General features: G+C 65.6%; 24 protein-coding genes. 6 read left to right on the plus strand and 18 right to left on the minus strand.

Annotated features, from left to right (window positions below):
- Nucleotides 1-74: 74 nt before the first annotated feature.
- From ACVWYP_RS22755 to ACVWYP_RS22815, 13 genes are all read right to left on the minus strand, one after another.
- Nucleotides 75-1,214, minus strand: coding sequence for an NHL repeat-containing protein (locus tag ACVWYP_RS22755; protein ID WP_304499945.1), 1,140 nt, complete (start codon nucleotides 1,212-1,214; stop codon nucleotides 75-77).
- A 232-nt stretch (nucleotides 1,215-1,446) separates the two neighbouring features.
- Nucleotides 1,447-2,187: an SDR family NAD(P)-dependent oxidoreductase gene (locus ACVWYP_RS22760; RefSeq protein WP_304499946.1), complete on the minus strand. Its 741-nt coding sequence runs from the start codon at nucleotides 2,185-2,187 to the stop codon at nucleotides 1,447-1,449.
- Nucleotides 2,188-2,363: 176 nt separating this feature from the next.
- Nucleotides 2,364-3,890, minus strand: a complete 1,527-nt coding sequence (gene purF, locus ACVWYP_RS22765; RefSeq protein ID WP_028344783.1) for an amidophosphoribosyltransferase — start codon at nucleotides 3,888-3,890, stop codon at nucleotides 2,364-2,366.
- 34 nt (nucleotides 3,891-3,924) lie between these two features.
- Nucleotides 3,925-4,560 (minus strand): CvpA family protein, encoded by a 636-nt coding sequence (locus ACVWYP_RS22770; RefSeq protein ID WP_026192677.1) that lies wholly within the window; start codon nucleotides 4,558-4,560, stop codon nucleotides 3,925-3,927.
- A 205-nt stretch (nucleotides 4,561-4,765) separates the two neighbouring features.
- A complete protein-coding gene (gene radA / locus ACVWYP_RS22775; RefSeq protein WP_304499947.1) occupies nucleotides 4,766-6,256 on the minus strand; it encodes a DNA repair protein RadA in 1,491 nt (496 codons plus the stop codon).
- 96 nt (nucleotides 6,257-6,352) lie between these two features.
- A complete protein-coding gene (locus ACVWYP_RS22780; RefSeq protein ID WP_304499948.1) occupies nucleotides 6,353-6,967 on the minus strand; it encodes a hypothetical protein in 615 nt (204 codons plus the stop codon).
- 174 nt (nucleotides 6,968-7,141) lie between these two features.
- Entirely contained in the window at nucleotides 7,142-7,429 is a 288-nt protein-coding gene (locus tag ACVWYP_RS22785; RefSeq protein WP_225159092.1) for a hypothetical protein, read from the minus strand.
- A gap of 452 nt (nucleotides 7,430-7,881) precedes the next feature.
- Nucleotides 7,882-8,607, minus strand: coding sequence for a sulfite exporter TauE/SafE family protein (locus ACVWYP_RS22790; protein ID WP_028335150.1), 726 nt, complete (start codon nucleotides 8,605-8,607; stop codon nucleotides 7,882-7,884).
- A gap of 112 nt (nucleotides 8,608-8,719) precedes the next feature.
- Entirely contained in the window at nucleotides 8,720-9,661 is a 942-nt protein-coding gene (locus ACVWYP_RS22795; protein ID WP_369525585.1) for an IS110 family transposase, read from the minus strand.
- A gap of 342 nt (nucleotides 9,662-10,003) precedes the next feature.
- Entirely contained in the window at nucleotides 10,004-10,774 is a 771-nt protein-coding gene (locus tag ACVWYP_RS22800; RefSeq protein WP_304499950.1) for an exodeoxyribonuclease III, read from the minus strand.
- A gap of 30 nt (nucleotides 10,775-10,804) precedes the next feature.
- The gene (gene alr, locus ACVWYP_RS22805; RefSeq protein ID WP_304499951.1) at nucleotides 10,805-12,130 is read right to left on the minus strand and encodes an alanine racemase; all 1,326 of its coding nucleotides are present in this window, start codon (nucleotides 12,128-12,130) and stop codon (nucleotides 10,805-10,807) included.
- A gap of 48 nt (nucleotides 12,131-12,178) precedes the next feature.
- Complete coding sequence (locus tag ACVWYP_RS22810; protein WP_028344789.1) at nucleotides 12,179-13,681, minus strand: replicative DNA helicase; 1,503 nt, start codon at nucleotides 13,679-13,681, stop codon at nucleotides 12,179-12,181.
- Nucleotides 13,682-13,973: 292 nt separating this feature from the next.
- The gene (locus ACVWYP_RS22815; protein ID WP_304499952.1) at nucleotides 13,974-14,096 is read right to left on the minus strand and encodes a hypothetical protein; all 123 of its coding nucleotides are present in this window, start codon (nucleotides 14,094-14,096) and stop codon (nucleotides 13,974-13,976) included.
- A 34-nt stretch (nucleotides 14,097-14,130) separates the two neighbouring features.
- Here ACVWYP_RS22815 and ACVWYP_RS22820 point away from each other — a divergent pair, with 34 nt between their 5' ends.
- Nucleotides 14,131-14,451 carry a hypothetical protein gene (locus ACVWYP_RS22820; RefSeq protein ID WP_304499953.1) on the plus strand — a complete coding sequence of 107 codons (321 nt, stop codon included), beginning with the start codon at nucleotides 14,131-14,133 and terminating at the stop codon, nucleotides 14,449-14,451.
- 20 nt (nucleotides 14,452-14,471) lie between these two features.
- Here the strand turns inward: ACVWYP_RS22820 and ACVWYP_RS22825 are convergent, their stop codons facing one another.
- Nucleotides 14,472-15,725, minus strand: a complete 1,254-nt coding sequence (locus tag ACVWYP_RS22825; RefSeq protein WP_304499954.1) for an SAM-dependent methyltransferase — start codon at nucleotides 15,723-15,725, stop codon at nucleotides 14,472-14,474.
- Nucleotides 15,726-15,983: 258 nt separating this feature from the next.
- Here ACVWYP_RS22825 and ACVWYP_RS22830 point away from each other — a divergent pair, with 258 nt between their 5' ends.
- The 3 genes from ACVWYP_RS22830 to ACVWYP_RS22840 all read left to right on the plus strand — a co-directional run bounded on the left by ACVWYP_RS22830 (nucleotide 15,984) and on the right by ACVWYP_RS22840 (nucleotide 18,106).
- Nucleotides 15,984-16,964: a hypothetical protein gene (locus ACVWYP_RS22830; RefSeq protein WP_304499955.1), complete on the plus strand. Its 981-nt coding sequence runs from the start codon at nucleotides 15,984-15,986 to the stop codon at nucleotides 16,962-16,964.
- Nucleotides 16,965-17,051: 87 nt separating this feature from the next.
- The gene (locus tag ACVWYP_RS22835) at nucleotides 17,052-17,648 is read left to right on the plus strand and encodes a TetR/AcrR family transcriptional regulator (protein WP_304499956.1); all 597 of its coding nucleotides are present in this window, start codon (nucleotides 17,052-17,054) and stop codon (nucleotides 17,646-17,648) included.
- Nucleotides 17,645-18,106: a PaaI family thioesterase gene (locus ACVWYP_RS22840; protein ID WP_028344793.1), complete on the plus strand. Its 462-nt coding sequence runs from the start codon at nucleotides 17,645-17,647 to the stop codon at nucleotides 18,104-18,106. The genes ACVWYP_RS22835 and ACVWYP_RS22840 overlap by 4 nt, the downstream gene beginning before the upstream one ends.
- A 40-nt stretch (nucleotides 18,107-18,146) precedes the next feature.
- On the opposite strand, the gene rplI is transcribed toward ACVWYP_RS22840, so the two are convergent.
- The 4 genes from rplI to rpsF all read right to left on the minus strand — a co-directional run bounded on the left by rplI (nucleotide 18,147) and on the right by rpsF (nucleotide 20,609).
- Nucleotides 18,147-18,749 carry a 50S ribosomal protein L9 gene (gene rplI / locus ACVWYP_RS22845; protein WP_212057593.1) on the minus strand — a complete coding sequence of 201 codons (603 nt, stop codon included), beginning with the start codon at nucleotides 18,747-18,749 and terminating at the stop codon, nucleotides 18,147-18,149.
- Between the two features lie 51 nt (nucleotides 18,750-18,800).
- Nucleotides 18,801-19,769 (minus strand): YybS family protein, encoded by a 969-nt coding sequence (locus ACVWYP_RS22850; RefSeq protein WP_304499957.1) that lies wholly within the window; start codon nucleotides 19,767-19,769, stop codon nucleotides 18,801-18,803.
- Between the two features lie 126 nt (nucleotides 19,770-19,895).
- Nucleotides 19,896-20,135: a 30S ribosomal protein S18 gene (gene rpsR / locus ACVWYP_RS22855; protein ID WP_016844287.1), complete on the minus strand. Its 240-nt coding sequence runs from the start codon at nucleotides 20,133-20,135 to the stop codon at nucleotides 19,896-19,898.
- Between the two features lie 6 nt (nucleotides 20,136-20,141).
- Nucleotides 20,142-20,609 carry a 30S ribosomal protein S6 gene (rpsF, locus tag ACVWYP_RS22860; RefSeq protein WP_026192679.1) on the minus strand — a complete coding sequence of 156 codons (468 nt, stop codon included), beginning with the start codon at nucleotides 20,607-20,609 and terminating at the stop codon, nucleotides 20,142-20,144.
- Between the two features lie 341 nt (nucleotides 20,610-20,950).
- On the opposite strand from rpsF, the gene ACVWYP_RS22865 reads away from it, so the two are divergent.
- The gene (locus ACVWYP_RS22865; protein WP_304499958.1) at nucleotides 20,951-21,667 is read left to right on the plus strand and encodes a TetR/AcrR family transcriptional regulator C-terminal domain-containing protein; all 717 of its coding nucleotides are present in this window, start codon (nucleotides 20,951-20,953) and stop codon (nucleotides 21,665-21,667) included.
- Entirely contained in the window at nucleotides 21,664-22,689 is a 1,026-nt protein-coding gene (locus ACVWYP_RS22870; protein ID WP_304499959.1) for a fatty acid desaturase family protein, read from the plus strand. The genes ACVWYP_RS22865 and ACVWYP_RS22870 overlap by 4 nt, the downstream gene beginning before the upstream one ends.
- The last annotated feature ends 5 nt before the right edge of the window (nucleotides 22,690-22,694 follow it).

A 22,694-nucleotide genomic window follows, 5' to 3' on the forward strand; every position in this document is an offset into this window, starting at 1 on the left:
ACCCTTTCCCGGGGGAGGCGGCAATCCGCCTAAAGCCGGGTGGGCCTGCGTCGAAGCGTCATCCGGTGAAATCCCTACTTGAGCGCGTCGGAGGTCAGCTTGAATTTCTGGATCCGCTTTCCGGTGTCGACCTCGGCGGTATAGACGTTGCCCTTGGCGTCGACCGCGAGCGCGTGCACCCAGTGGAATTGCCCGGCGTTGCGGCCGTTGCGGCCGAAGCTGCCGACCACCGCGCCGTCGTCACGCCTGATGATGCGGATCTCGTTGTTCTCGCCGTCGGCGGAGAGCAGGTAGGTCTGCTTGGGATCGGGCCACAGCGCGATGTCCCACACCGCGCCGTTGCCGAGCGTGCTCTTCTCGAAGAAGAACTCCTTCACGAAGCTGCCGTCCTTTCTGAACACCTGGATGCGGTTGTTGATGCGGTCGCAGACATAGACCAGTCCGTCATTGGCGATCTTCACGCAGTGCACGGGATTGCCGAACTGTTGCGCGACCTGCGCCTTCGGATCGTAGGGCGGCTGCTTGGCGTCATCGGGCTTGTTGCCATAGGCGCCCCAGTGCCGCTTGTAGGCGCCGGTGGTGGCATCGAACACGATGACGCGCCGGTTGCCGTAACCGTCGGCGACGTAGATCTCGTTGGCCTCCTTGTCGATCGCGGTCTCGGCGGGCTTGCCGAGCTGGGTGGTATCGTTACTGCCCTTGCTCGGTGCGATCGAGCCGATCTGCGAGACGAATTTGCCGTCGAGGGTGAACTTGAGGATCGCATTGTCATTGTCGGCGTTGCCGCCGATCCAGACGGAGCCACGCTCGTCGACCTCGATGCCGTGCTCGCGGCCAACCCACTCATAGCCGTCACCCGGACCGCCCCAGGATCGCAGCAGATTGCCGTCAGCATCGAATTCAAGCACCGGCGGCGCCGAGATGCAGCATTTCGAGCGCGGAGGGGTGAGGCTCGCACCCTTCTCGTCGTCGGTCAGCGAGCGCGGCCGGTGGATCATCCAGATATGGCCCTGCCAATCCACCGTGATGCCGCCGACCTGGCCGAGGATCCAGTTGTTCGGCAGCGGCTTTGGCCAGGACGCATCGACCGCGAAGGTCGGGACATCGCCGGCCCTGGCGGGCGCGTGCAGAGCGAGAAGGGCCGATGATGCGATGCAGGCGGAGAGAAACAATCCGGACAGAATGGAGCGCGCGCGATTGAAGGTCGGCGTCATTGGTTGCCTCCCGAGATTTTTCTTGGCGGTGGTTCCGCTGGGAAGCGCAGTCAATCGTGGGGAGGAGAAGGAGTCAATCGCAAGGGAAAGGCAAGCCGACGCGTCATAAAAGGTGTCATCGCCCGGCTGGACCGGGCGATCCAGTACGCCGCGGCGTCTCGATTCAAACGCTATCGTCTCTGGAATACTGGATCCCCGCATTCGCGGGGATGACATCGAATGCGTGGCTGCCTCACACCGGCGGCTGGAAGGTCCGCAGCGTGCGTGCCTTGTAGTCGTAGAGCTTGCCGGTCTCGGTCCACGCGGGCGAACACATCGGCACGATGAATTCGGCGGCCATGTCGGGCGTATCCAGCGTCATCGGGTCTTCGCCGGGAAACACCTGCGCGCGCATCCGGGTGCGGATCGGGCCGGGGCTGAACAGGTTGACGCGCAGCGCCGTGTTGGCGGTCTCGTTGGCCCAGGAGCGCACCAGTGCCTCCAGCGCGGCCTTCGAGGCCGCATAGGGGCCGAGATAGGCGTTGGCCTTGTGGGCCACACCCGACGTCACGAACACCGCACGGCCGGCGTCGGACTGGCGCAGCAGCGGGTCCACGCAGCGGATCAGCTGGAAATTGGCGTTGACGTTGATCGCGAACACGTCGTTCCACGGCTTCAGCTCGATATGGCCGAGCGGCGAGGAGGGACCTGCGGTGCCGGCATTGCCGACCAGGATATCGAGCTTGCCGTGGCGCTCATGCAGCGCGAGCCCGAGCCGCGCGATGCCGTCGTAGTCGGTGAGCGAGAGCGGCACCAGGGTGGCGCTGCCGCCGGCCTTGCGGATCTCGTCGTCGAGCTCTTCCAGCCCGCCTTGCGTGCGCGCCACCGCCACGACATGCGCGCCGGCTTTGGCCAGCGCGAGCGATGTCGCATAGCCGATGCCGCGCGAGGCGCCGGTCACGAGGGCGATACGGGAGGCGAGGGGCTTTGTCATGGAAGGGACTCTAACAAATCGTCGTCCCTGCGAAAGCAGGGACCCATACGCCGTAACGGCGATAATGGAAGACAGTGCTCGTGGCTAACGCTGCCCAGCCAGATAGGCCGGTGGTTATGGGTCCCTGCTCCGGAGCGCAATCGCGCCCTAGGCAGGGACGACACCGTGGATGGGCCTCAGCTCGCCTCGGCCAGCAGCGAGAGCTGGCGCGGCGGCGCCTCGGTTTCGCTCTGGTCGGTCAGGTGGGTCGGATAGGCGCCGGTGAAGCAATGGTCGGCGAATCTCGGATTTGCCGGGTCGCGCCCCTCATGGCCCATCGCGCGGTACATGCCGTCGATCGACAGGAAGGCGAGCGAGTCGGCACCGATGATGTCGCGCATCTCCTCGAGCGAATGGGTCGCGGCGAGCAGGCCGCCGCGGTCCGGCAGGTCGATGCCGTAATAGTCGGGATAGAGGATCGGCGGCGAGGCGAGGCGGAAATGCACCTCGCGGGCGCCGGCGTCGCGCATCATGCGCACGATCTTCTTCGAGGTGGTGCCGCGCACAAGCGAGTCGTCGATCAGGATGATGCGCTTGCCCTCGATCGCGGCGCGGTTGGCCGAATGCTTCATGCGCACGCCGAGCTCGCGCACGCTCTGGGTCGGCTGGATGAAGGTGCGGCCGACATAGTGGTTGCGGATGATGCCGAGCTCGAACGGCACGCCGGAATACTGGCTGTAGCCAACCGCGGCGGGCACGCCGGAATCCGGCACCGGCACCACGACGTCGACCTCGGGATGGCTCTCGCGCGCGAGCTGCGCGCCGAACGCCTTGCGCACGTCGTAGACCGAGCGGCCGCCGACGATCGAGTCCGGCCGCGCGAAATAGATGTATTCGAAGATGCAGGGCCGGGCCGGCTTCGGCGGGAACGGCTTGTGGCTGTGCGCGCCGGTCTCGTCGAACACGATGATCTCGCCGGGCTCGATGTCGCGGACGTATTTCGCGCCGATCATGTCGAGCGCGCAGGTCTCCGAGGTCAGGATCGGACGGCCGTCGAGATCGCCGAGCACCAGCGGGCGGATGCCGAGCGGGTCGCGCGCGCCGACCAGCTTCTTGTTGGTCAGCGCAACCAGCGCATAGGCGCCCTCGATGGTGCGCAGCGCCTCGATGAAGCGGTCGATGAAGCGGGTGCGCTTGGACTGCGCCACGAGATGCAGGATCACCTCGGTGTCGGTGGTCGACTGCATCATGGCGCCGCCCTTGACCAGCTCGCGGCGCAGGGTCAGGCCATTGGTGAGGTTGCCATTGTGGCCGACCGCAAAGCCGCCGGCGCTGAGCTCGGCGAACAGCGGTTGCACGTTGCGCAGGATGGTGCCGCCAGTGGTGGAGTAGCGGACATGGCCGACCGCGGCGTTGCCGGGCAGGCGCTCGATCACCTCGCGGCGGGAGAAGGCGTCGCCGACCAGGCCGAGGCGGCGTTCACTGTGGAAGCGGCTGCCGTCGAACGAGACGATGCCGGCGGCTTCCTGGCCGCGGTGTTGCAGGGCGTGCAGGCCGAGTGCGGTGATCGCGGCGGCCTCGGGATGGCCGAAGATGCCGAACACGCCGCATTCCTCGCGGAGCGTGTCGCCATCGAGATCCGGGTGATATCTGAGAGGGTCTTGCAGTTCGATCGGGCCGAGGTCGAGATCCATTTGGTCGGTATGATCCGAAGGGGTCTGCATCTCGTTCATCGCCTCTCGTAAGGGCCCAAATAGTTTATCGGCCCGCGGGTTTCTCGATCAGCTTCTTCAAGCTGTCACGCGCAGGTTTGCTATAGCCATCACCCGACGCCGGCGTCGCCTGATCATTGGTATCGGCCGCAGAATCGTCGTCTGGCTTATTCTTCTTGAACTTCTTTAAGATGGTGTTCTCGGGGTCGTCAGGCAAGAGCGACATCAGCCAATCCCCGGTTCCCTGCAGCACCACCCGGGACTTCGCCCCGGTCACCCAATCGGGCCGCTGCTTGTCCGGAACCAGCCAGGTGAAGAACATGAACGCCACGACCACGATCAAAAGGCCGCGGGCGAGCCCGAACAGGAAGCCGAGGGTGCGGTCGAGTGCGCCGATCCGGGAATCCAGGATCATGTCCGAGATCCGCACCGTGACGATCGAGACCACGATCAGCGTGCCGATGAAGACGCCGGCCACCACGACCACGGCCGCGACCGTGTCGTTATTGAAGTAGGTCTTGGCGGTCGGCAGAAGCTTCGAGAACGCATACAGCGTGACCAACGCCGCGGCGCCCCAGGCCGCGATCGACAGGATCTCGCGCATGAAGCCGCGCACCATCGCGAGCAGGCCCGAAATCAGCATCACGCCGAGCAGGACGAGATCAAGTATCGTTATGGGCATCGGCTTGTCAGGTCCGCTGGGTACGTTTCGGTACGCTGTTAAGGGCTTACGTTGTTAAGGGCTTACGCTGCTAAGGGCTCTCGCGAATCGGCAAAGTCGGTGCCGTCCTAACTGAGGCGCATTGGGGGCATCCGGCAAGGCCAGAGCGCCACCTGTCCCGCGCGGCGGATGTATAGCGGCGGGGGGCTGATACGTCACGCCCGCTTTAGCTGGTCTCGCGACGGAATCGGGCCGGTGTGGCATTTTTCTCAGCCGCATCAGGGCCTCCGGAGCCGCCCGGGTCGCGCCGGTCGCCTCGCGGTGTTCCCCGGTCGCCTCTTGGCGTTCCGCGTGCCGCAATTTCGGCGACCAGCGTGGTGAGATTGCTGACGCTGTTGAGGGTGAGCCCTGAATCGCCGCCGCTCTCGCCGCGGGCCGATTCGGGCAGGATGGCGCGGGCGAAGCCGAGCTTGAGGGCCTCCTTGAGCCGGGCCGGGGTCTGCGCCACCGGGCGGATCGCGCCCGATAGCGAAATCTCGCCGAAATAGACCGCGTCCGTCGGCAGCGGCGCATTCACCAGCGAGGAGACCAGCGCGGCAGCCGCGGCAAGGTCCGCCGCCGGCTCCTGGATGCGCAGGCCGCCGGCGACATTGAGATAGACGTCATGTCCGGACAATTTGACGCCGCAATGCGCTTCCAGCACCGCGAGCACCATCGACAGCCGGCTCGGATCCCAGCCGACCACGGCGCGACGCGGCGTACCGAGCGAAGTCGGCGCCACCAGCGCCTGCAATTCGACCAGCACCGGACGGGTGCCCTCGATGCCGGCGAACACCGCCGTGCCGGGGCTGCCGAGCTCGCGCTCGGAGAGGAACAATTCCGAGGGGTTGGTGACCTCGCGCAGGCCGAGACCGGTCATCTCGAACACGCCGATCTCGTCGGTTGCGCCAAAACGGTTCTTCACCGAGCGCAGGATGCGGAACTGCTGCGAGCCTTCGCCCTCGAACGACAGCACCGCATCGACCATGTGCTCGACCACGCGGGGGCCGGCGATCTGGCCGTCCTTCGTCACATGGCCGACCAGGATGATCGCGGCGCCGGTCTTCTTGGCAAAGCGAATGAGGGCCTGCGCGGAGGCGCGGACCTGGGTCACCGTGCCGGGCGCGGATTCCACCGTGTCGGTCCACATCGTCTGGATCGAATCGATCACGATCAGGCGCGGCACCGCGCCTTCCGACAGCGTCGCGACGATGTCCTCGACCGAGGTTTCCGAAGCCAGCTGCACCGGCGCGTCCGCGAGCCCGAGCCGTTCGGCGCGCAGCCGCACCTGGGCGACCGCCTCTTCGCCGGAGATGTAGACCGCGCGGTGGCCGGCACGCGCCATCATGCTGGTCGCCTGGGTCAGCAGCGTGGATTTTCCGATGCCGGGATCGCCGCCGACCAAAAGCACCGAGCCGCGGACGAAGCCGCCGCCGGTGACGCGGTCGAGCTCGGCCATGCCGGAGGACAGCCGCGGCGCGTCCTGGGTCTTGCCGGACAGCGATTCCAGCGCAAACGTCCGCCCCTTGCGCTTGCTGCGGATCGAAACCGGCACCGAGCCTGTGGTGTCTTCCTCGGCCAGCGTGTTCCACTCGCCGCAGGAGTCGCACTTGCCCTGCCAGCGATTATACGCCGCGCCGCAGTTCTGGCAGACGAAGGAGAGGGTGGATTTGGCCATGGAGCAGGTGAGTCGCGCTATCGAGCACGATGCATAACACGGTTCGGCCGCCGCGCACGATCCATCGAAGACGGAGCGCCCGATGGCGGGGCCGGCTCAGCGCGAGAACACCCGCGTTCCGCTCGGCCAGCGCGGCTTGTCGCCGACCGGGCTTGCGCCGATTTCCCATCCGACGCCGCCCCACAGCACGTCGACCGCACCAAGCTCACCGGCGCTGTCGCGGACGTAAAACACGTTCGGCTTGGCGCTGACTTCCAGCGGGCCGGTGCTGCCGCTGGGCTGTCGCCTCAACGCGCACCAGACGTCGGCCAGCCTGCTCTCGCGGCTCTGACCCAGTTTGGCGAGGATCTCCTTGTCGCTCGAGGCTGCGCTGAGGATGAAGGTCTGCAACGATGCGCCGGCGCTATCGTCCTCGACCTTGTTCGTGAAGCGCTGCGCGAAGGTCGCGCCCAACCAGGAAATCCTGACCGGCGCGCTCGAGGCGATGTCCTCCTTGAAATGTTCCCGCGCGACGAATTTTTCGGCGTGGGGAATTGCCGAGGTCGACGACGGATCGGACGGTTCCTCGCTTTTCGGCTGCAGGGAACATGCGACGCGGTCAGCGGCGGCAACGGCACCCGGTTGTCCCGGTCTTGTATCGTCTGCCGCGACGCTCAAACCTTGTGCCGCCAGAAACACGGTCAACCACAGGGTGAGGCTTGGCTGGCGCATCTTGTTGTTGTCCCTGAATCCGCTGTGCTTGCGGAGACAGGGTAAACCGCATCTTGCAGATGTAAATCAAAGATCAGGTTTCTGGTTAAGGATAAAAAGTAAGTTCAACTACAGCGAGAATTTGAATCAAATGCGCTTTCGCGCAAAGGGAACCGCCCTCGCTTGCACGCGCGGTCAAACGTGGAGGTCCCGCCTCGACAGCAGCAGCGGCGGATTCTCGCGCGGCGTCAAACTCGTCGGCAGAGCCCGGCAGCATCTCGCCTGCGCGCGCAACGGATCGCTCCAGCTCCAGCGAACCCGCCAGGACGGATTGTTGGCGTAGGCCGGAATGCGCCAGACCCAGATCGTCTCGTAAACGCTGTCGCCGAACTGCGCGACATCGGGCTTTGCCGTCGGCCAGAACGCCGAGCCGGCAACCGCCAACGTCACAATCGCTGCAGTCGTGATCATCATCTTGCGCATCGCGCGCCTGCCTTTCCCGCCTGTCGTGGGCTTTGACAACCCGCGACTCCCAATGCTTCGACTTGCGATCTCGAATTCGTCAGGCCGACATCGGCGACATCAGGCGCCGGGCTCTGCGCCCGATCTGCACGCCATGTGTCGCTGAACTCGTGTCGCCTGAACTCTCGGGACTCGCATCCGGGTCGTCGATCAACCCTGTGATGCCTGCTGGAGCAAAGTTCTTTTCCGCAAACGATCAAGTGCAAGTAATGAGATTGTCATAAACGCAGTGGCCGGATGGTGGCAATCCGGATAACAACGGAAGGTGAGCGCTCAACAAAACTCTTTCGGGGTACACGCCACCCGATGCGCAAAGCCCCGTAGAATTACGTCGTCATCGGGAGGATGTTGGTGTTCGTCACGGTGAAATCCGTTTGCCCAAGGCCTGGTCTCACGCAGTCGATGTCGGAATTTTACTGCGTCATTGCAGACCACAGCAACGCCGTGCCCGCCGCCAGCATGATGCCGTCCATGATCAGGCGGAATGACTCCGGCTTCAGCTGCAGCACGAAGCGCTTGGCGATGAAGGCGCCGGCCATCAGCGAGGCGCCGGCGATCAGGCCCTTCAGTGCGATGTCCGGCGTCAGTGCGCCGAAGCGCTCGAACGTCACCGACTTGCTGACATAGAGCCCGAGCGAGCTTGCGGCTTCGGTGGCGAGGAACGCGCCCTTGCTGAGACCGTAGAACAGGAACAGCGGCACGCTGAGCGGACCGGTCGAGGCCACGATGCCGGTGAGATAGCCGATGAGAGCGCCGCCGATTGCAAGATGCCAGAGATTGGCCTTCAGCCTGTGCCGAGCCAGCCAGTGTCGCACCGGCACCATCGCGATCAGGAATACGCCGATCGCGATATCGACCGCATGCGAGGGCAGCGCGAGCAAGGTGCGCGCGCCGAGTGCGGCGGCCGGAATGCCCGTGATCGAATAGGCGATGCATGCACGCCAGTCGACCTCGCGCCACCAGGCGAGGATGCGCGACAGATTGGCCATCACGGCGGCGACGGCCATGATCGGCACCGCCTGCTTCGGCCCGTACTGATAGACCAGCACCGGCATCAGCATGATCGACGAGCCGGTGCCGACGATGCCGGAAATGGTGCCGGCGACCAGGCCGACGATGAGGACGAACAGGAAGCCCACCTGCGCGCTCCGGTGAGGTGTGATCGCCCCATACCTCTGAGTTGCCTGACCGCGCAAGCCCCCGCAGCTCGCGCAACAAACTCGATGTCGTCCCGGCGCAGGCCGGCAACTGTTATGTTGGTTTGGTCTGTAGGTACGGCTTTCGGTCTCGCATCATGGCATTGAGGACCGTGAGCAGCTTCCTGGCGATGGCGATGAGGGCGAGTTTGGCTGGTTTTCCGGCCTGTCGCAGTCGTGCATAGAAGGCCTTGAACGGATCAGCTCTGCGAACTGCGTTGAGGGCCGCCATATAAAGGGCGTCACGAACGCGCTTTCGGCCGCCCGCAATCTTGCGCTTGCCGCGGAAGGTGCCGCTGTCGACGTTGAAGGGAGCAAGGCCAGCGAGCGCTGCGAGTTGTTTCGGTCCGACCCGCCCGAGTTCCGGCATCTGCGCGATGAGCTGCATGCAGGCCACGGGACCCACGCCGGGCAGCGAACGCATTAACTTCGCATCGTCCGCGATCTCCGCTTCGGCTTTAATCAATGCGCTGATGTCGGCCTCGATCTCGGCGATCTCGCTGTCGAGGACCTCGATGAGGCGGCCAATGCGTTCGGCCATGGCGCGATCGTCGGCCTCGCTGCGCCGGTTCTTCTCCTGGGCGCGCATGAGGACCAGCTGATCCCGCCGTTTTGCAAGCCTCGCCAAGGCGCCCCGTGCAGGATCGGCGACCTGCTCGGGGGCGGGCTGCATGGCCCGCGCAAAGGCCGCCAGCATCCGCGCATCGATCGGATCGGTCTTGGCGAGTAGGCCGCTAGCCCGTGCAAAGTCGCGGGCACGGGCCGGGTTGATCCGTGCGAACTGGATCCCGGCCTGACGCAGCGCCTCGCGAAGCGCGAGGTCATAGATACCCGTCGCCTCGAAGACGACCAGCGCATCGCATTGCCAACGCGCCACCTGCTGTGTGATGGCCTGTGTCGCGTTGGCAATGCGCCTCGGCACGCCGTCAGCCTCATCAAAGATATCGAGGTGGTTTTTGGAGATGTCGATTCCGACGTAACGAAGAGCTATGATCACGGTGCCTGTCCCTGTGATGCGAGGTCTGTTTGGCGCAGCCTCGTGCAACTGTTCAGGTTGATAGATGGAACGGGCGGGAGACCGAGCCGGCTCACGGCGTCAAGCGCCAAGGACCCAACGGCTTCCCGCCCACCCTCATCCTGACAGACTTCCAAGACACAGGGACCCATAGCCACCGAAGGTGATTGTTGCACAACGCTGGGGCCACAGCTTTACTTACCAAGCCAATCCTGTGGTTATGGTTCCCGGCTTTCGCCGGGACGACGGCGGTGTGTGCGGCATCATCCGATCCGCGTCGCGACCACCATCATGCTGATTGTCACGAGGCGTGATGCCGGTGCATCACCTCAGCACCACCCACGCCGGCGCGTGATCGCTGGCGCCGTCCTCGCCGCGGATGGCGCGGTCGACGCCGGCTTTCACAAGCCGCGGCGCCACTGCGGGGCTGAGCAGGAGATGATCGAGCCGGAGACCTGCATCGCGTCGCCAGCGCTGGCGCTTGTAGTCCCAGAAGGTGAACATCGGTGCGTCCGGATGCAGGGTGCGGATCGCGTCGCACCAGCCCTGATCGACCAGCGCCTTGAAGGCGGCGCGGCTCTTCGGCTGGATCAGCGCATCCTTGTCCCAGGAGCGCGTCGGATAGATGTCGAGGGGCGTCGGCGCGACATTGTAGTCGCCGGCGAGCACCACCGGGACGTCCTGCTTGAGCAGCTTGGCGGCGTGGGCGCGCAGCCGCTTGAACCAGGCGAGCTTGTAATCGAATTTCGGCCCGGGCTGCGGATTGCCGTTCGGCAGATAGAGGCTGGTGACGACGATGCCGCGCACCGCGGCCTCGATGTAGCGCGCTTCGTGATCGCCGGCATCGCCGGGCAGGGCGGTGCGGATCAGCACCGGCTCGGCCTTGCGCGCGAGGATGGCGACGCCGTTCCAGGTCTTCTGTCCCTGCCACACCGCGCCGTAGCCGGCCTGCTCGATCGCGGCCGCGGGAAACTCGGCGTCGCTTGCCTTCAGTTCCTGCAGGCTGACGATGTCGGGCTTGGCGGTCTTGAGCCAGCGCAACAGGTTGGGCAGGCGGCGGTTGATGTTGTTGATGTTGAAGGTCGCGATCTTCATGCGCACCGGCAATCGCGAACCTTGGTCATGTCAGGTGGACGTCGCCGTTGGCTCGGCGGCCGGCAGTGGCGGCGGCGCAGCGGGCGCTGCTGTTGGCAAGACTGGCGGCGCAGCGGGCGTGGCAGCCGGCTCGCTCGTCTCGGCGACCGCGTCGCTTCTTTCGGCGACCGTATCGCTTCTCGCGGCGACGGCATCGCCGCCCTTGTAGATGCGCACGAAGCGGCGGCCGAGGCTGGTCAGCACCTCGTAGCCGATGGTGCCGAAATGATGCGCGACCTCGTCGACCGTGATGCCTTCGCCGATCAGCGTCACCATGTGGCCGCGCCGCACGGCATTCTTGTCGAGGTCGGTGACATCGACCGCGATCAGGTCCATCGAGACGCGGCCGGCGATCGGGCAGCGCTTGCCGGCGACCACGACCTCGGCGCCGCGGGTGCCGTCATTGGCGCTGGCGGCGCGGAAATAGCCGTCGGCATAGCCGGCGGAGACGATCGCAAGCCGGGTCGGCCGGCGCGCGGTCCAGGTGCCGCCATAGCCGACGGTCTCGCCGCGGTCGATGTTGCGGATCTGCACGATGCGCGCCTTGAGATCGACCACCTGCTGCATCGGGTTGTCGGCCTCCGGCGTCGGATTGACGCCGTAGAGCGCGCAGCCCGGCCGCACCATCTCGAATTGGAATTGCGCGCCAAGAAATACGCCGGAAGAATTCGCCAGCGAGGCCGGCACGCCGGTGAACAGGCTCGCGATCTCGCGGAAGCTCGCAAGCTGCTTGGCGTTGGCGGGATTGTTGAGCAATTCGGCGGAGGCGAGGTGGCTCATCACCAGCGTGATGCCGTGGTCGCCGGCATTGATCCGCGGGATGATGCCCTGCGCCTCACTGACCGTGAGGCCCAGCCGGTTCATGCCGGTGTCGATATGGATGGCGGCGCCGCCGGACCAGCCGGAGCGGCGGCAGAACACATCCCATTCGGCGAGCTCGTTGAGATCGCCGATCACCGGCTTGCAGTCGATCCTGGCATAGGCGTCGCCGGTGTTCTGGAAGAAACCGCCGAGCGAATACACCGTCGCCTCGGGAGCGGCCGCGCGCACCGCGGCGGCCTCCTCGACGCTGGCGACGAAGAAGGTCTTGCAGCCGGCCTTGGCCAGCGCCCGCGAAACCTGCTCGGCGCCGCAGCCATAGGCGTTGGCCTTGACCACGGCGGCGCATTCGGCCGGCACCGCGGTCTTCTCGAGCTTGCGCCAGTTGGCGATGATGGCGTCGAGGTCGATGGTGAGGATACCGCTGGCGGTCGGGTGGGCCGCCAGCAAACTGGCTTCGGGCGTCAGCTGCGATTTCGCGTCAGTCACGATGTTCATGGCTCAGTTGTACGCGGGTGCCCTGCGTCGTTCAACCGAGTCCGGATCTCAGTGGCCGTGATCCGGAACCTGACCGTCGGGTGCGAGGTCGCCGAAGCGCGTGACGCTGGCCTCGAAGTGCAGATCGACCGTGCCGGTCGGGCCGTGGCGCTGCTTGCCGATGATGACTTCGGCCTTGCCGTGGGCAAGGTCCATGTCCATCTGCCACTTCTCATATTCCGGCGTGCCCGCGCGCGGCTCCTTGTTGGCGAGGTAGTATTCTTCGCGATAGACGAAGATCACGACGTCGGCGTCCTGCTCGATCGAGCCGGATTCACGCAGGTCGGACAGCTGCGGCCGCTTGTCGTCGCGATTTTCGACCTGACGCGACAGCTGCGACAGCGCGATGATCGGAACGTTCAGTTCCTTGGCCAGCGCCTTCAGGTTGGTGGTGATCTCGGTGATTTCCTGCACGCGGTTGTCGTTGCCGCGTTTGCCCGAGCCCTGCAGCAGCTGGATGTAGTCGATCACGATCAGGTCGAGGCCCTTCTGGCGCTTGAGCCGTCGCGCCCGCGCGGTGAGCTGCGAGATCGAGAGACCACCGGTTTCGTCGACGTAGAAGGGCAGCGATTGCAGCTCGATCGAACAGTCGCGGATCTTCTCGAAATCCAGTTCGCTGATGCCGCCGCGGCGGATGTGGCTCGAGGGGATGCCGGTGCGCTCGGCGAGAATACGGGTGGCGAGCTGTTCGCCGCTCATTTCGCAGGAGAAGAAGCCGACACAGCCGCCATTGACTGCCTTGGTGGTGCCGTCCGCCTGGACCTCGGGCACATAGGCTTTGGCGATGTTGTAGGCGATGTTGGTGGCGAGCGATGTCTTGCCCATGCCGGGACGGCCGGCGAGGATGATGAGGTCGGACGGCTGCAGGCCGCCCATCTTGGCGTCGAGGTCGCGCAGACCGGTCGAAATGCCCGACAGCTTGCCGTCGCGCTGGAACGCCTTCGCCGCCATGTCGACGGCGATCGTCAGTGCCTGTGCGAAGCGCTGGAAGCCGCCGTCATAGCGGCCGGTTTCAGCAAGGCCGTAGAGCTGCCGCTCGGCATCCTCGATCTGGGCGCGCGGCGCGAAGTCGACCGGCGCGTCGTAGGCGACGTTGACGATGTCCTCGCCGATCTGGATCAGGTTGCGGCGCAGGCTGAGGTCGTAAACGGTGCGTCCGTAGTCCTGGGCGTTGATGATGGTGGTCGCTTCGGCGGCAAGCCGGGCGAGGTATTGACCGACCGTCATGCCGCCGATGTCGAGCTCGGCCGGCAGGAACGTCTTCAAGGTCACGGGGTTCGCGACCTTGCCCATCCGGATCAGGCTTCCGGCGGTTTCATAGATTTGCTGATGGATGGTCTCGAAGAAGTGCTTCGGCTCCAGGAAATCGGAGACCCGGTAGAAGGCGTCGTTATTGACCAGGATTGCGCCCAGAAGGCCCTGTTCCGCTTCGATGTTGTGCGGCGCACTCCGGTAGGCCGGGGATGCGGCGTCGGGCGCGAGCTTGTGGACGTTCGAATCAATCAAGGCCATGGACGAGCTTATTCTTCTGATTTCGTCGTTACTGAGATTTTCGGATGTGGGGGCGCGATGAAGCGCCAGCCCGGCACGAAGCGAAAGGACGGATGTTTCTTATGCACGATTCACACAACGCGAGGTGTGAATCCGAAACAGTCGGATGCATTCCGCTTGACGGGGGTTTTGTCCGAAACCGGGCGGGACCCGGCCGATCAGCACAGTCGTTGGCAAAAATCGGACGCAGCCTGAACCTTTTGCCAGGCGAGCGGACCCATGGAGGGGCGAGGCGGCTGTTGGCGTCGATTTCTCAGACCAGGATGAGGAAGGCCAGCGCGATCAAGGCGGCCACCACGCCAGTGGCGATCAGGGCGTAGTCGGTCGCGATATCGCGCTGCGGGTCCAACATCGTCTGGCGTGTTTCTCGGGTCATTCCGGACCACTACGACAGCCCGGGACAGACCTCTGTGAAGCAGATCACATGCGCCGCATTTTTTTTGCGGCAGGTTCGCGGGAACGACCCGGCGGATTCCGGGTTGTCTCCGCTCAGGGAAGATACGGCGGCGATGGCTCGAGAGTTTCAGACAGCGCGATCAGGGCTTGGCCGGGCAGGTGGCATGGACCGCCGCTGGCTGGCTTCGCTTGTCGAGGCGATGGAACAGGCGGCGCGTCCGGAGGTCCGCAATGGTCCCTGCGATGCCCAGTTGATTTCCGCCGCCGCGGCACATCTGGCCCGTCCCGCGCCGACCTTCGCCCATTGCAGGTCGGTCTACAGCCTGCGCAACTAGCAGCACCTGTTCCGTCAGACCTATTCGCCGGCGAGTTGCAGCCGGGGCTTGGCCGCGCCGGCCTCCTTCAGCCGCAGATGGGCTTCTTCGCCACCGATATAGTCGCGGGTCATCGGCACGACGCCCTGGCGCTTGGTGAGCTGCAGCTGGAAGTTCATCATGTTCTGCACGCGGAACGACATCTCCGAGGCTGCCAGATAGAATTCCCACATCCGGGCAAAGGTCTCGTCGTAGAGCCGCACTGCCTCCTCGCGCCGCGCCATGAAGCGCTCGCGCCACGCCTTCAGCGTCTCGGCATAGTGCAGGCGCAGGATCTCCATGTCGCAGATCAGCAAACCGGCCTTCTCGATCGCCGGCATGACCTCGGACAGCGCCGGAATGTAGCCGCCGGGGAAGATGTATTTCCGGATCCAGGGGCTGGTGACATCGGGGCCGGTCGAGCGCCCGATCGAATGCAGCACCATGACACCGTCGTCGCTCAAGAGTTCGGCGCAGCGCGCAAAGAAGGTTTCATAGAAGGCGACCCCGACATGCTCGAACATGCCGACCGAGACGATGCGGTCGAACGGTCCGGGGATGTCGCGGTAGTCCTGCATCAGGAAACGCGCGGAGTGCGCCAGGTTCCGCTCCGTCGCCCGCGCGTTGGAAATCTGCAGCTGCTCGGTCGACAGCGTGACGCCGGTGACATCGGCGCCACTCATCTCGGCGAGATAGAGCCCAAGGCCGCCCCAGCCGGAACCGATGTCGAGGATGCGGTGCCCGGGCCTGATCAGGAGTTTTGCGGCGAGGTGACGCTTCTTGGCGAGTTGCGCATCGTCCAGGGTGGCGTCCGGCGTCTCGAAATAGGCGCAGCTGTATTGCTTGTCCGCGTCGAGGAAGAGGGAATAGAGGCGGCCGTCCAGATCGTAATGACGGGCGACATTGCTCCTGGATCGGCCGCGCACATTGATCTGCTGGGCGCGGCGTCCGACGAAGCGCACCCAGGCCTGCAGCCTGGCAAAGTTCGGCAGCATGGCTGCCTGACCCATCAGGACCGCCAGCACGTCGGCGATGGTGCCTTGCTCCACCACGAACGTGCCGTCCATGAAGGCTTCGCCGAGATAAAGTTCGGGATCGACCAGGATGCGGAGTTCGGCCGCCCGCGTCATGAAGCGCACGGCGACCGGTACGCCCGTGCCGTCACCGCAGGTGAATTGAGCGCCGCTCGCGGTCGTGAACGTGATCGAACCGCGGCGGATGAAGCGCCCCAAGAAGTATCGCAACAATCGGTCCATCGAAACACCAACGGAACGGCAAGCTGCACACCGACACCACCGGAGCTGATCACCCCAATGTGTCCCCAACCTCAAGATAGGCAGGGAATTAGATCGCGCTATAGCGTTGTGGTCAAAGCCGATATTCCAAAATGTGACAATTGCGTGGATGCGTCATGGGCGCGCTTCCATTCGCGCGATAATCGGCTAAAAGGTGACCGCCGCGGCCGATCCATCAGGCGCTGGCGGCGATTTTTCCGGAATCTGGAGACTTAAGGAATGTTGAGCCGAGCCCTCAGTCTGGCGACGGTGGCGCTTCTGATTGGCTGCCTGTCAGCCGTTTCGGCGCAAGCGCAAAACCTCGAGGCCGGCAAGAGCCCCTCCCAGATCTTCGCAAGCACCTGCGCTGCTTGCCACAAGAGCCCGCGCGGCCTGCTGAAGTCGGTGCCGGCCGGTTCGCTGCCGGGCTTCCTGCGCCAGCACTACACGACGTCCAGCGACATGGCCGGCGTGCTTGCGTCCTATCTGATTTCGAACGGCGCCAACGACCCGCGCTATCAGGCCAAGGATCAGCCCAAGGGGGCCAAGGAGGGCGCCAAGGGCCGGGACGGCAGGCAGGAAGCCAACCAGTCGCCGGAGCAGCCGTCCGAGCGTCCGGCCCGCCGACGGCACCAGGATGCCGCGCCGCAGGAAGGTGCCAAACCCGACGCCGATGGCTTGAATCCCGAAGGGCGTCCGGGTCGCCACGGCAAGCGGATGGCGCGCCCGAGCGAGGCGCCGGAGGGCGCGAAGCCGGACGACGGCCAGACGCCGCAGGCCGCGGGCGAGGGCAAGCCGTCGCGTCAGAAGCACGGGCGTCGCGGCAAGCCCGTCGAGGAGCCGAAGTCCGAGGAGACGCCCAAGGGCGCGGCGACCAGCGACGAGCCCAAGACAGAGCCCAAGACCGAACCCAAGACGTCCACCAGGCATGATGACAAGGGTGAAGCCGAGAAGCCGGCGAAGCCCGCCGCCGAGCCCGACACGGCAAAGGTCGACGCGCCGAAGAGCAATGGCGGCGGCGAACCGGCTGCCGTGCGATCCGATCCGGTTCCGCAGGTCGCACCGGCGCCTGCGGCAGCGGCGCCTGCCGCGTCCGAGCCGGCCGCAGCCGCAACACCCGCTCCGGCGCCGGCCGCGCCGCCGGTGACTGCGACCGCGCCGCCGCCACCTCCGCCCACGACGCCTGGCTCCGGCCCACCGGAAGCCCCGACCTCGAAATGATCGCCAACGCCGGGCCGCAAGGTCCGGCGTATTCGTTTGACCACCGTTAGAGTAGCGCTCTAGAGTGTCAATCTAGGGGAGGACGACTTGAGCACGGCGCGCGAAGATCTGCTGGCGGCGGGACTGGCGGTGTTCGACCGCGACGGCTTTGAGGGCGCCACGGTGGCCGAGATCCGCTCCCGCGCCCGCGCGTCCAACGGCAGCTTCTTCCACTTCTTCGCCTCGAAGAAGGAGCTCGCCGGGACCCTGTTCCTGGAAATCCTGCAGGCCTATCACGCCGCGATCATCACCTCGGTCGACGACAGCTGCGGCGCCGGCGAGGGCGTCGCGCGGCTGATCCACGCCCATCTCGATTGGGTCGTGAGCAACCGGCGCGAGGCGCGCTTCCTGTTCGAGATTTCGCGCAGCGAGGAGGTGCGCGGCGCGCAGCGCAGCGAGAATTCGCGGCTCACCGATGGCATCGAGCGCTGGCGCGCGCCGCTGCTCGCGCGTGGCGAATTGCTGCCGATGAGCGCCGTGCTGTTCTTCAGCCAGATCATCGGGCCGGCGCAGATCTTCTGCCGCGCCTGGCTGTCGGGCCGCCATACCGGCGATCCGCGCGAACAGGTCGAGACGCTGATCGCCTGCGCGATCCGCGCGGTGGTGGCGCCGGGTGCGCCGGAGCGAGCAGGAGGGACTTCATGAGTGAGACCGATCCGGACTTTGCACCGATCGCGACACGAATTCGCGACAATGTCGGCCGGCAGGGCTTCATGGGTCTTGTCGGTGCCGAGGTGGCCGAGCTGTCGCGCGGCACGTGCACGCTCGCGGTCGACCGCCGTCCGGAGCTCTTGCAGCAGCACGGGCTGTTTCACGGCGGGGTGACGGCGTTTCTGGTCGACAACGCCACCACGATCGCGGCGGCGACGTCGCGCGGCCAGCCGGCGCTGACGGCGGAGTACAAGCTGAACCTGCTGTCGCCGGCGTCGGGCGATCGTCTGATCTGCCGGGCGCGGGTGATCAAGCCGGGACGTCAGGTCGCCGTCGTTGCGGCCGACGTGTTCTGCGTCATCGACGGCAAGGAGAAGCACACCGCGACCGCGTTGGCGTCGATCGCCATGCTCGACGACAAGGCGGCGGCACGAATCCAAAGCCCGGCCTGATTAGGGCCGGGCTTCAGTCGATTGCGCGATGAGGACTCGCTTACTTCTCTTCGGCGGCCGGAGCCGGCGCAGCTTCCTCGTCGTGCTGGGCCTCCGGATCGAAGAATTCGCCGGCGGCGGCGAGCGCCTCGGCGGCAGCGTCCTGGTCTTCCTGGCGGGTCGAGATGTCCTCGCCGCGCTTGATCCGCTCGGCCTCTTCGGCGGAGCGGGCGACCGTCACGGTGACGCTGGTCTCGACCTCGGGGTGAACCGCGATCGTCACCTTCTGCGCGCCGATCACCTTGATCGGCGAGTCGAGCCAGACCTGCGGGCGGGAGACCGTCACGCCGTCGGCGGCCAGCGCGGTGACGATGTCGCGCACCGTGACCGAGCCGAACAGCTGGCCGGATTCGGAAGCCTGGCGGATGATGACGATGTCGCGGCCGTCGATCTTCTCGGCGACCACGGACGCTTCGCCCTTGGCCTTGATGTTGTTGGCCTCGAGCTCGGCCTTCATGCCGTCATACTTGGCGCGGTTCGCCTCGGTGGCGCGCAGCGCCTTGCCGCGCTTCAGCAAGAAGTTGCGGGCGAACCCGTCCTTGACGCGCACGACTTCGCCCATCTGGCCAAGCTTGGCAACGCGTTCGAGCAGAATGACTTCCATTTTCGTTCTCCTTTAGATGCTAAGTACGGGTTTAAGTGGTTGGATCGAATCTCAGGCCGCGGGCAAAGGCGGCGGTCTTGTCTGCAGATAGCGCCGGCGCAGCCCGAACACGGCGTCGGCGATACCAAGCGCGAACATCGCCACGATTGGCCAGCCGAACATGGCGACGACGGCGTAGACGCCGCCGAGCCAGAAGCCGCGATTGGCGAGCGACAGCGTCAAGGTGTGCAGCACCGCGAAGCCGATCAGCGCATAGGCGATCACGAGCGCCGTCGCGACGATCTGCGCCAGCAGCGCAAGCATGCCGCCGACAAAGCTGGCGCCGACCGCCACGATCAGCGCGACCAGCGTCACGGCGGGGAGCGCGGTGCGACGGAACTCCGGCCACGGTCGGTTCAGTCGCCCGGAGGTTTGCGTGATCTTGCCGGCGAGCCAAAGGTTCAGCGTCAGCGTCACCATGGAGATGACCGTCGCCGCGAGCGGCGCGAAGATCACCAACGCGTCGACCAGCCGTTCGATGTCACCGCTGGGCTGCGCTTCGCCGGCGCTGAGCATCTTGAGCAGGCCGCGCCGCAGCGTGCCGGTGATCGTGTCGGTATCGGTGCCGAGCGTGAGCAGCGCGGCGGTCGTGGTGACGATGGCGAAGGCTGCAATCCAGAGCAGGATGCGGCCGACGGGGTACCATTCAAGCGCAGGCGGCTGCTGCTTGGCGCTGTCGCCGGCTGCGCCCGCGATCGGCCGTCCGAGCAGGGCGAGGTGGCCGAGCCACCAGCCGGGCACGGCGACCATCATCGCAAACGCGATGCTGTAGGGAAGGCCGAAGATCGTGCCGAGCACGGATGCCGCACCCACTCCACCAATAGCGGCGGTGAGGGGGCCCCAGCCGAGCGCCGCCACCATGATCGGCAGCGATGCGAGATAGAACAGCAATATCGAGATCAGCGCGCCCGAACTGATCGAGGCGAACATCAGCGCCGACGCGGCGCCGGCTGCGAGTGCAACGGTGAATATTCCGATCATCAGCTGTCCCGCCCCCTTCGAGCGGTTAGGGGTCCTGCATCGAGAACCCCAACCATCGGCGACCGGACGACCCGGAAGCCTTATGAGAATGAGCGGCCGGCGGCGCGTGCCGCCGGCCGTCGTCAATTAGCGAATGACGTAAGGGAGCAGGCCGAGGAAGCGCGCGCGCTTGATGGCGCGGGCGAGCTCACGCTGCTTCTTGGCGGACACGGCCGTGATGCGGCTCGGCACGATCTTGCCGCGCTCGGAGACGTAACGCATCAGCAGCTTGGAATCCTTGTAGTCGATCTTCGGCGCATTCGCGCCCGTGAACGGGCAGGACTTGCGACGACGGAAAAACGGACGGCGGGCACCAGCATCAGCCATGATTCATTACTCCTCGGTCGCAGCTTCTTCTTCGCGCGGACGGCGCGGGCCACGGTCGCCACGGAAACCACCACCATCGCGGTCACCACGGAAGCCGCCTTCGCGGTCGCCACGGAAGCCACCACCACGGTCATCGCGCTCGCGGTCACGGTCGGCCTTGCGCATCATCGCGGACGGGCCTTCCTCATGCTCTTCGACGCGCACGGTGAGATAGCGGATGACGTCTTCGTTGATCCGCTCCTGACGCTCGATCTCGGTGACGACAGCCGACGGTGCGTCGATGTTCATCAGCACGAAATGCGCCTTGCGGTTCTTGTTCATGCGGTAGGTGAGGGAGCGCACGCCCCAGCTCTCGGTCTTGGTGACCTTGCCGCCGCCCTGTTCGACGATGCCCGTCATCTGGGCCGTCAGTTCATCCACCTGCTGGGTGCTCGCATCCTGACGCGCGAGAAAAACATGCTCGTAAAGAGGCATGGTTGTCCTTTCCTGTGTTGGCGCGGGTTTCCGGCGACAAGCCCTTCGAGACCTTCGGAAAGGACTCGAGCTGCTCAGAAGGCGGGAGCACGGGACGACGGGCCGACTGGCCCTGCCACATCAAAATCAACAGGTGAATTTGCTGAGACCGTCCGTTCAGCTCCCGGCCGGAGCCCACGAATGGCGCGCTTATACGGATTTTGGCCGCGAAAGCAAGGGTTCTCGGCCTCCGGATGCGCGAGGCGTCGTAGCCCTCCAGGCCGTTTGAGGCAACCTCAGGCGTTTTCCCGTTGATTTCTTTGTTTGTATATCATACAAATATCTCCGGGAGGACGAGAGGTATGGGTTCGGAGACCGCCAGCGGCACGTCTGCGCCCGATCCGAAGCACGCGGCCCGCGCGACGCGGTCGGCGGGGCGCAAGATGCGCTCGCTGCTGCTCGATGCCGCCAGCCGCCTGTTCAAGGAGCGCGGGCTCTCGGGCACCTCGATCTCCGATATCGCCGCGGCCGCCGACGCCTTTCCGAGCCAGATCACCTATTACTTCCGCACCAAGGAAGCGCTGTTCGTCGAGGCGGCCAGCCGCGACATGCTCTATCTCGCGCGCGCGACCGAACAGGCCGCCCTGAATGCCCACACCCCGCGGGACTACACCCACGCCCTGGCCGAGACCGTGACCGCGACCGACACGGTCGCCTTTTTCGCGGAGGCCTTGACCCTTACGCGGCGCCGGCAGGACCTCGCGCCCCTCGTCGAGCGCACCATCGAACGCCTGCACAGCGAAGGCGCGCGCGCCTATGCGGGCCAGGTCGAGCGCCATGGCTGGCGCTCGCTGCGCGCGCCCGAGGAGAGCTCGCGGCGGTTCTGGGCGATTGCGATCGGCGTGATCGTCGAAGGTTTCGCCATGGGCCGTGGCTCCGAGGAAATGTGCCGCGAATTGCTGCGCGCGCTCGGCGAGCAGGCGACATCAACTTCGACGTCGGCCAATGATGCGACGCGTCTGCGCCTGGTCGGCGATCCCAACACTTCATCCTCAACGGACGGGGAGACAAGCACATGACCGCGCTTCGCATGCGAGCCCGCGATTTCCTGACAGAGGACGAACTGGTCGCGGTGCGCGAGCGCACGACGTGGAAGGGCGCAGCCCTGATCGTGCACGCCTGGGCGCTGATCCTGGGCGCGATCGCGCTGGTCGCGTGGTGGCCCAATCCGCTGACCTATCTGCTCGCGGTTGCGATCATCGGCTCGCGCCAACTCGGGCTCGCGATCCTGATGCATGACGGGGCGCACGGCTGTCTGTCGGCGGACGAGAGGACCAATCTGACGCTGAGCCAGTGGTTGTGCGCCTATCCGATCTTCGCGGAGACCCGCGGCTATCGCCGCTATCATCTGCAGCATCATGCGCGGACGCAGCAGGAGGATGATCCCGATCTCGTGCTGTCGGCGCCGTTTCCGATCACGAAGATGAGCTACCGCCGAAAGTTCTTCCGCGATATCACCGGGCAGACCGGCTACCAGCAGCGCAAGGCGCAATTGCTCAATGCGATCGGGCCGAAGGAGTGGCCGTTGTCGCGGCGCGCCGCCAACTTCTGGCAGAAGCTCGGGCCGCAATGCGTCACCAACGCGCTGCTGTTCGCGGGGCTCGCCGCCGCGGGCGTGTGGTGGGCCTATCCGCTGTTGTGGCTGGTGCCGCTGCTGACCTGGATGATGGTGATCACGCGCATCCGCAACATCGCCGAACACGCCGTCGTGCCTGACAGCTCCGATCCCCTGCGCAACACCCGCACCACGCGGGCCAACGTCCTCGAGCGTCTGTTCATCGCGCCGTACTTCGTGAACTATCACCTCGAGCATCATTTGCTGTTCTACGTGCCCTGCTACAACCTGCCGCGCGTCCACCGCATCCTGAGCGAAAGCCGCTATGCTGGCCGGATGGAAGTGCAGCCGGGCTACGCCGCCGTGCTGCGGCTTGCGACCGCCAGGCCCGCCAACGAGGATCGTCCGGGCCAGCTGGTCAACAGTGCACGCCGGGCGAGGGCCGGCGCCAAGGTTAACGCCGACCAGAATGCCGGCGGGTTCTAGCCCGG

Source organism: Bradyrhizobium sp. USDA 3262, from assembly GCF_054060035.1.

Coding starts and splice junctions, on each gene's coding strand:
- rpsR (WP_016844287.1), bottom strand. CDS start 20,135: ATGGCTGATGCTGGTGCCCGCCGTCCGTTTTTCCGTCGTCGCAAGTCC.
- ACVWYP_RS22800 (WP_304499950.1), bottom strand. CDS start 10,774: ATGAAGATCGCGACCTTCAACATCAACAACATCAACCGCCGCCTGCCC.
- ACVWYP_RS22755 (WP_304499945.1), bottom strand. CDS start 1,214: ATGACGCCGACCTTCAATCGCGCGCGCTCCATTCTGTCCGGATTGTTT.
- purF (WP_028344783.1), bottom strand. CDS start 3,890: ATGCAGACCCCTTCGGATCATACCGACCAAATGGATCTCGACCTCGGC.
- ACVWYP_RS22785 (WP_225159092.1), bottom strand. CDS start 7,429: ATGCGCAAGATGATGATCACGACTGCAGCGATTGTGACGTTGGCGGTT.
- ACVWYP_RS22825 (WP_304499954.1), bottom strand. CDS start 15,725: ATGGACCGATTGTTGCGATACTTCTTGGGGCGCTTCATCCGCCGCGGT.
- ACVWYP_RS22840 (WP_028344793.1), top strand. CDS start 17,645: ATGAGTGAGACCGATCCGGACTTTGCACCGATCGCGACACGAATTCGC.
- ACVWYP_RS22830 (WP_304499955.1), top strand. CDS start 15,984: ATGTTGAGCCGAGCCCTCAGTCTGGCGACGGTGGCGCTTCTGATTGGC.
- alr (WP_304499951.1), bottom strand. CDS start 12,130: ATGAACATCGTGACTGACGCGAAATCGCAGCTGACGCCCGAAGCCAGT.
- ACVWYP_RS22870 (WP_304499959.1), top strand. CDS start 21,664: ATGACCGCGCTTCGCATGCGAGCCCGCGATTTCCTGACAGAGGACGAA.
- rpsF (WP_026192679.1), bottom strand. CDS start 20,609: ATGCCTCTTTACGAGCATGTTTTTCTCGCGCGTCAGGATGCGAGCACC.
- rplI (WP_212057593.1), bottom strand. CDS start 18,749: ATGGAAGTCATTCTGCTCGAACGCGTTGCCAAGCTTGGCCAGATGGGC.
- ACVWYP_RS22770 (WP_026192677.1), bottom strand. CDS start 4,560: ATGCCCATAACGATACTTGATCTCGTCCTGCTCGGCGTGATGCTGATT.
- radA (WP_304499947.1), bottom strand. CDS start 6,256: ATGGCCAAATCCACCCTCTCCTTCGTCTGCCAGAACTGCGGCGCGGCG.
- ACVWYP_RS22760 (WP_304499946.1), bottom strand. CDS start 2,187: ATGACAAAGCCCCTCGCCTCCCGTATCGCCCTCGTGACCGGCGCCTCG.
- ACVWYP_RS22815 (WP_304499952.1), bottom strand. CDS start 14,096: ATGACCCGAGAAACACGCCAGACGATGTTGGACCCGCAGCGCGATATC.
- ACVWYP_RS22780 (WP_304499948.1), bottom strand. CDS start 6,967: ATGCGCCAGCCAAGCCTCACCCTGTGGTTGACCGTGTTTCTGGCGGCA.
- ACVWYP_RS22810 (WP_028344789.1), bottom strand. CDS start 13,681: ATGGCCTTGATTGATTCGAACGTCCACAAGCTCGCGCCCGACGCCGCA.
- ACVWYP_RS22850 (WP_304499957.1), bottom strand. CDS start 19,769: ATGATCGGAATATTCACCGTTGCACTCGCAGCCGGCGCCGCGTCGGCG.
- ACVWYP_RS22865 (WP_304499958.1), top strand. CDS start 20,951: ATGGGTTCGGAGACCGCCAGCGGCACGTCTGCGCCCGATCCGAAGCAC.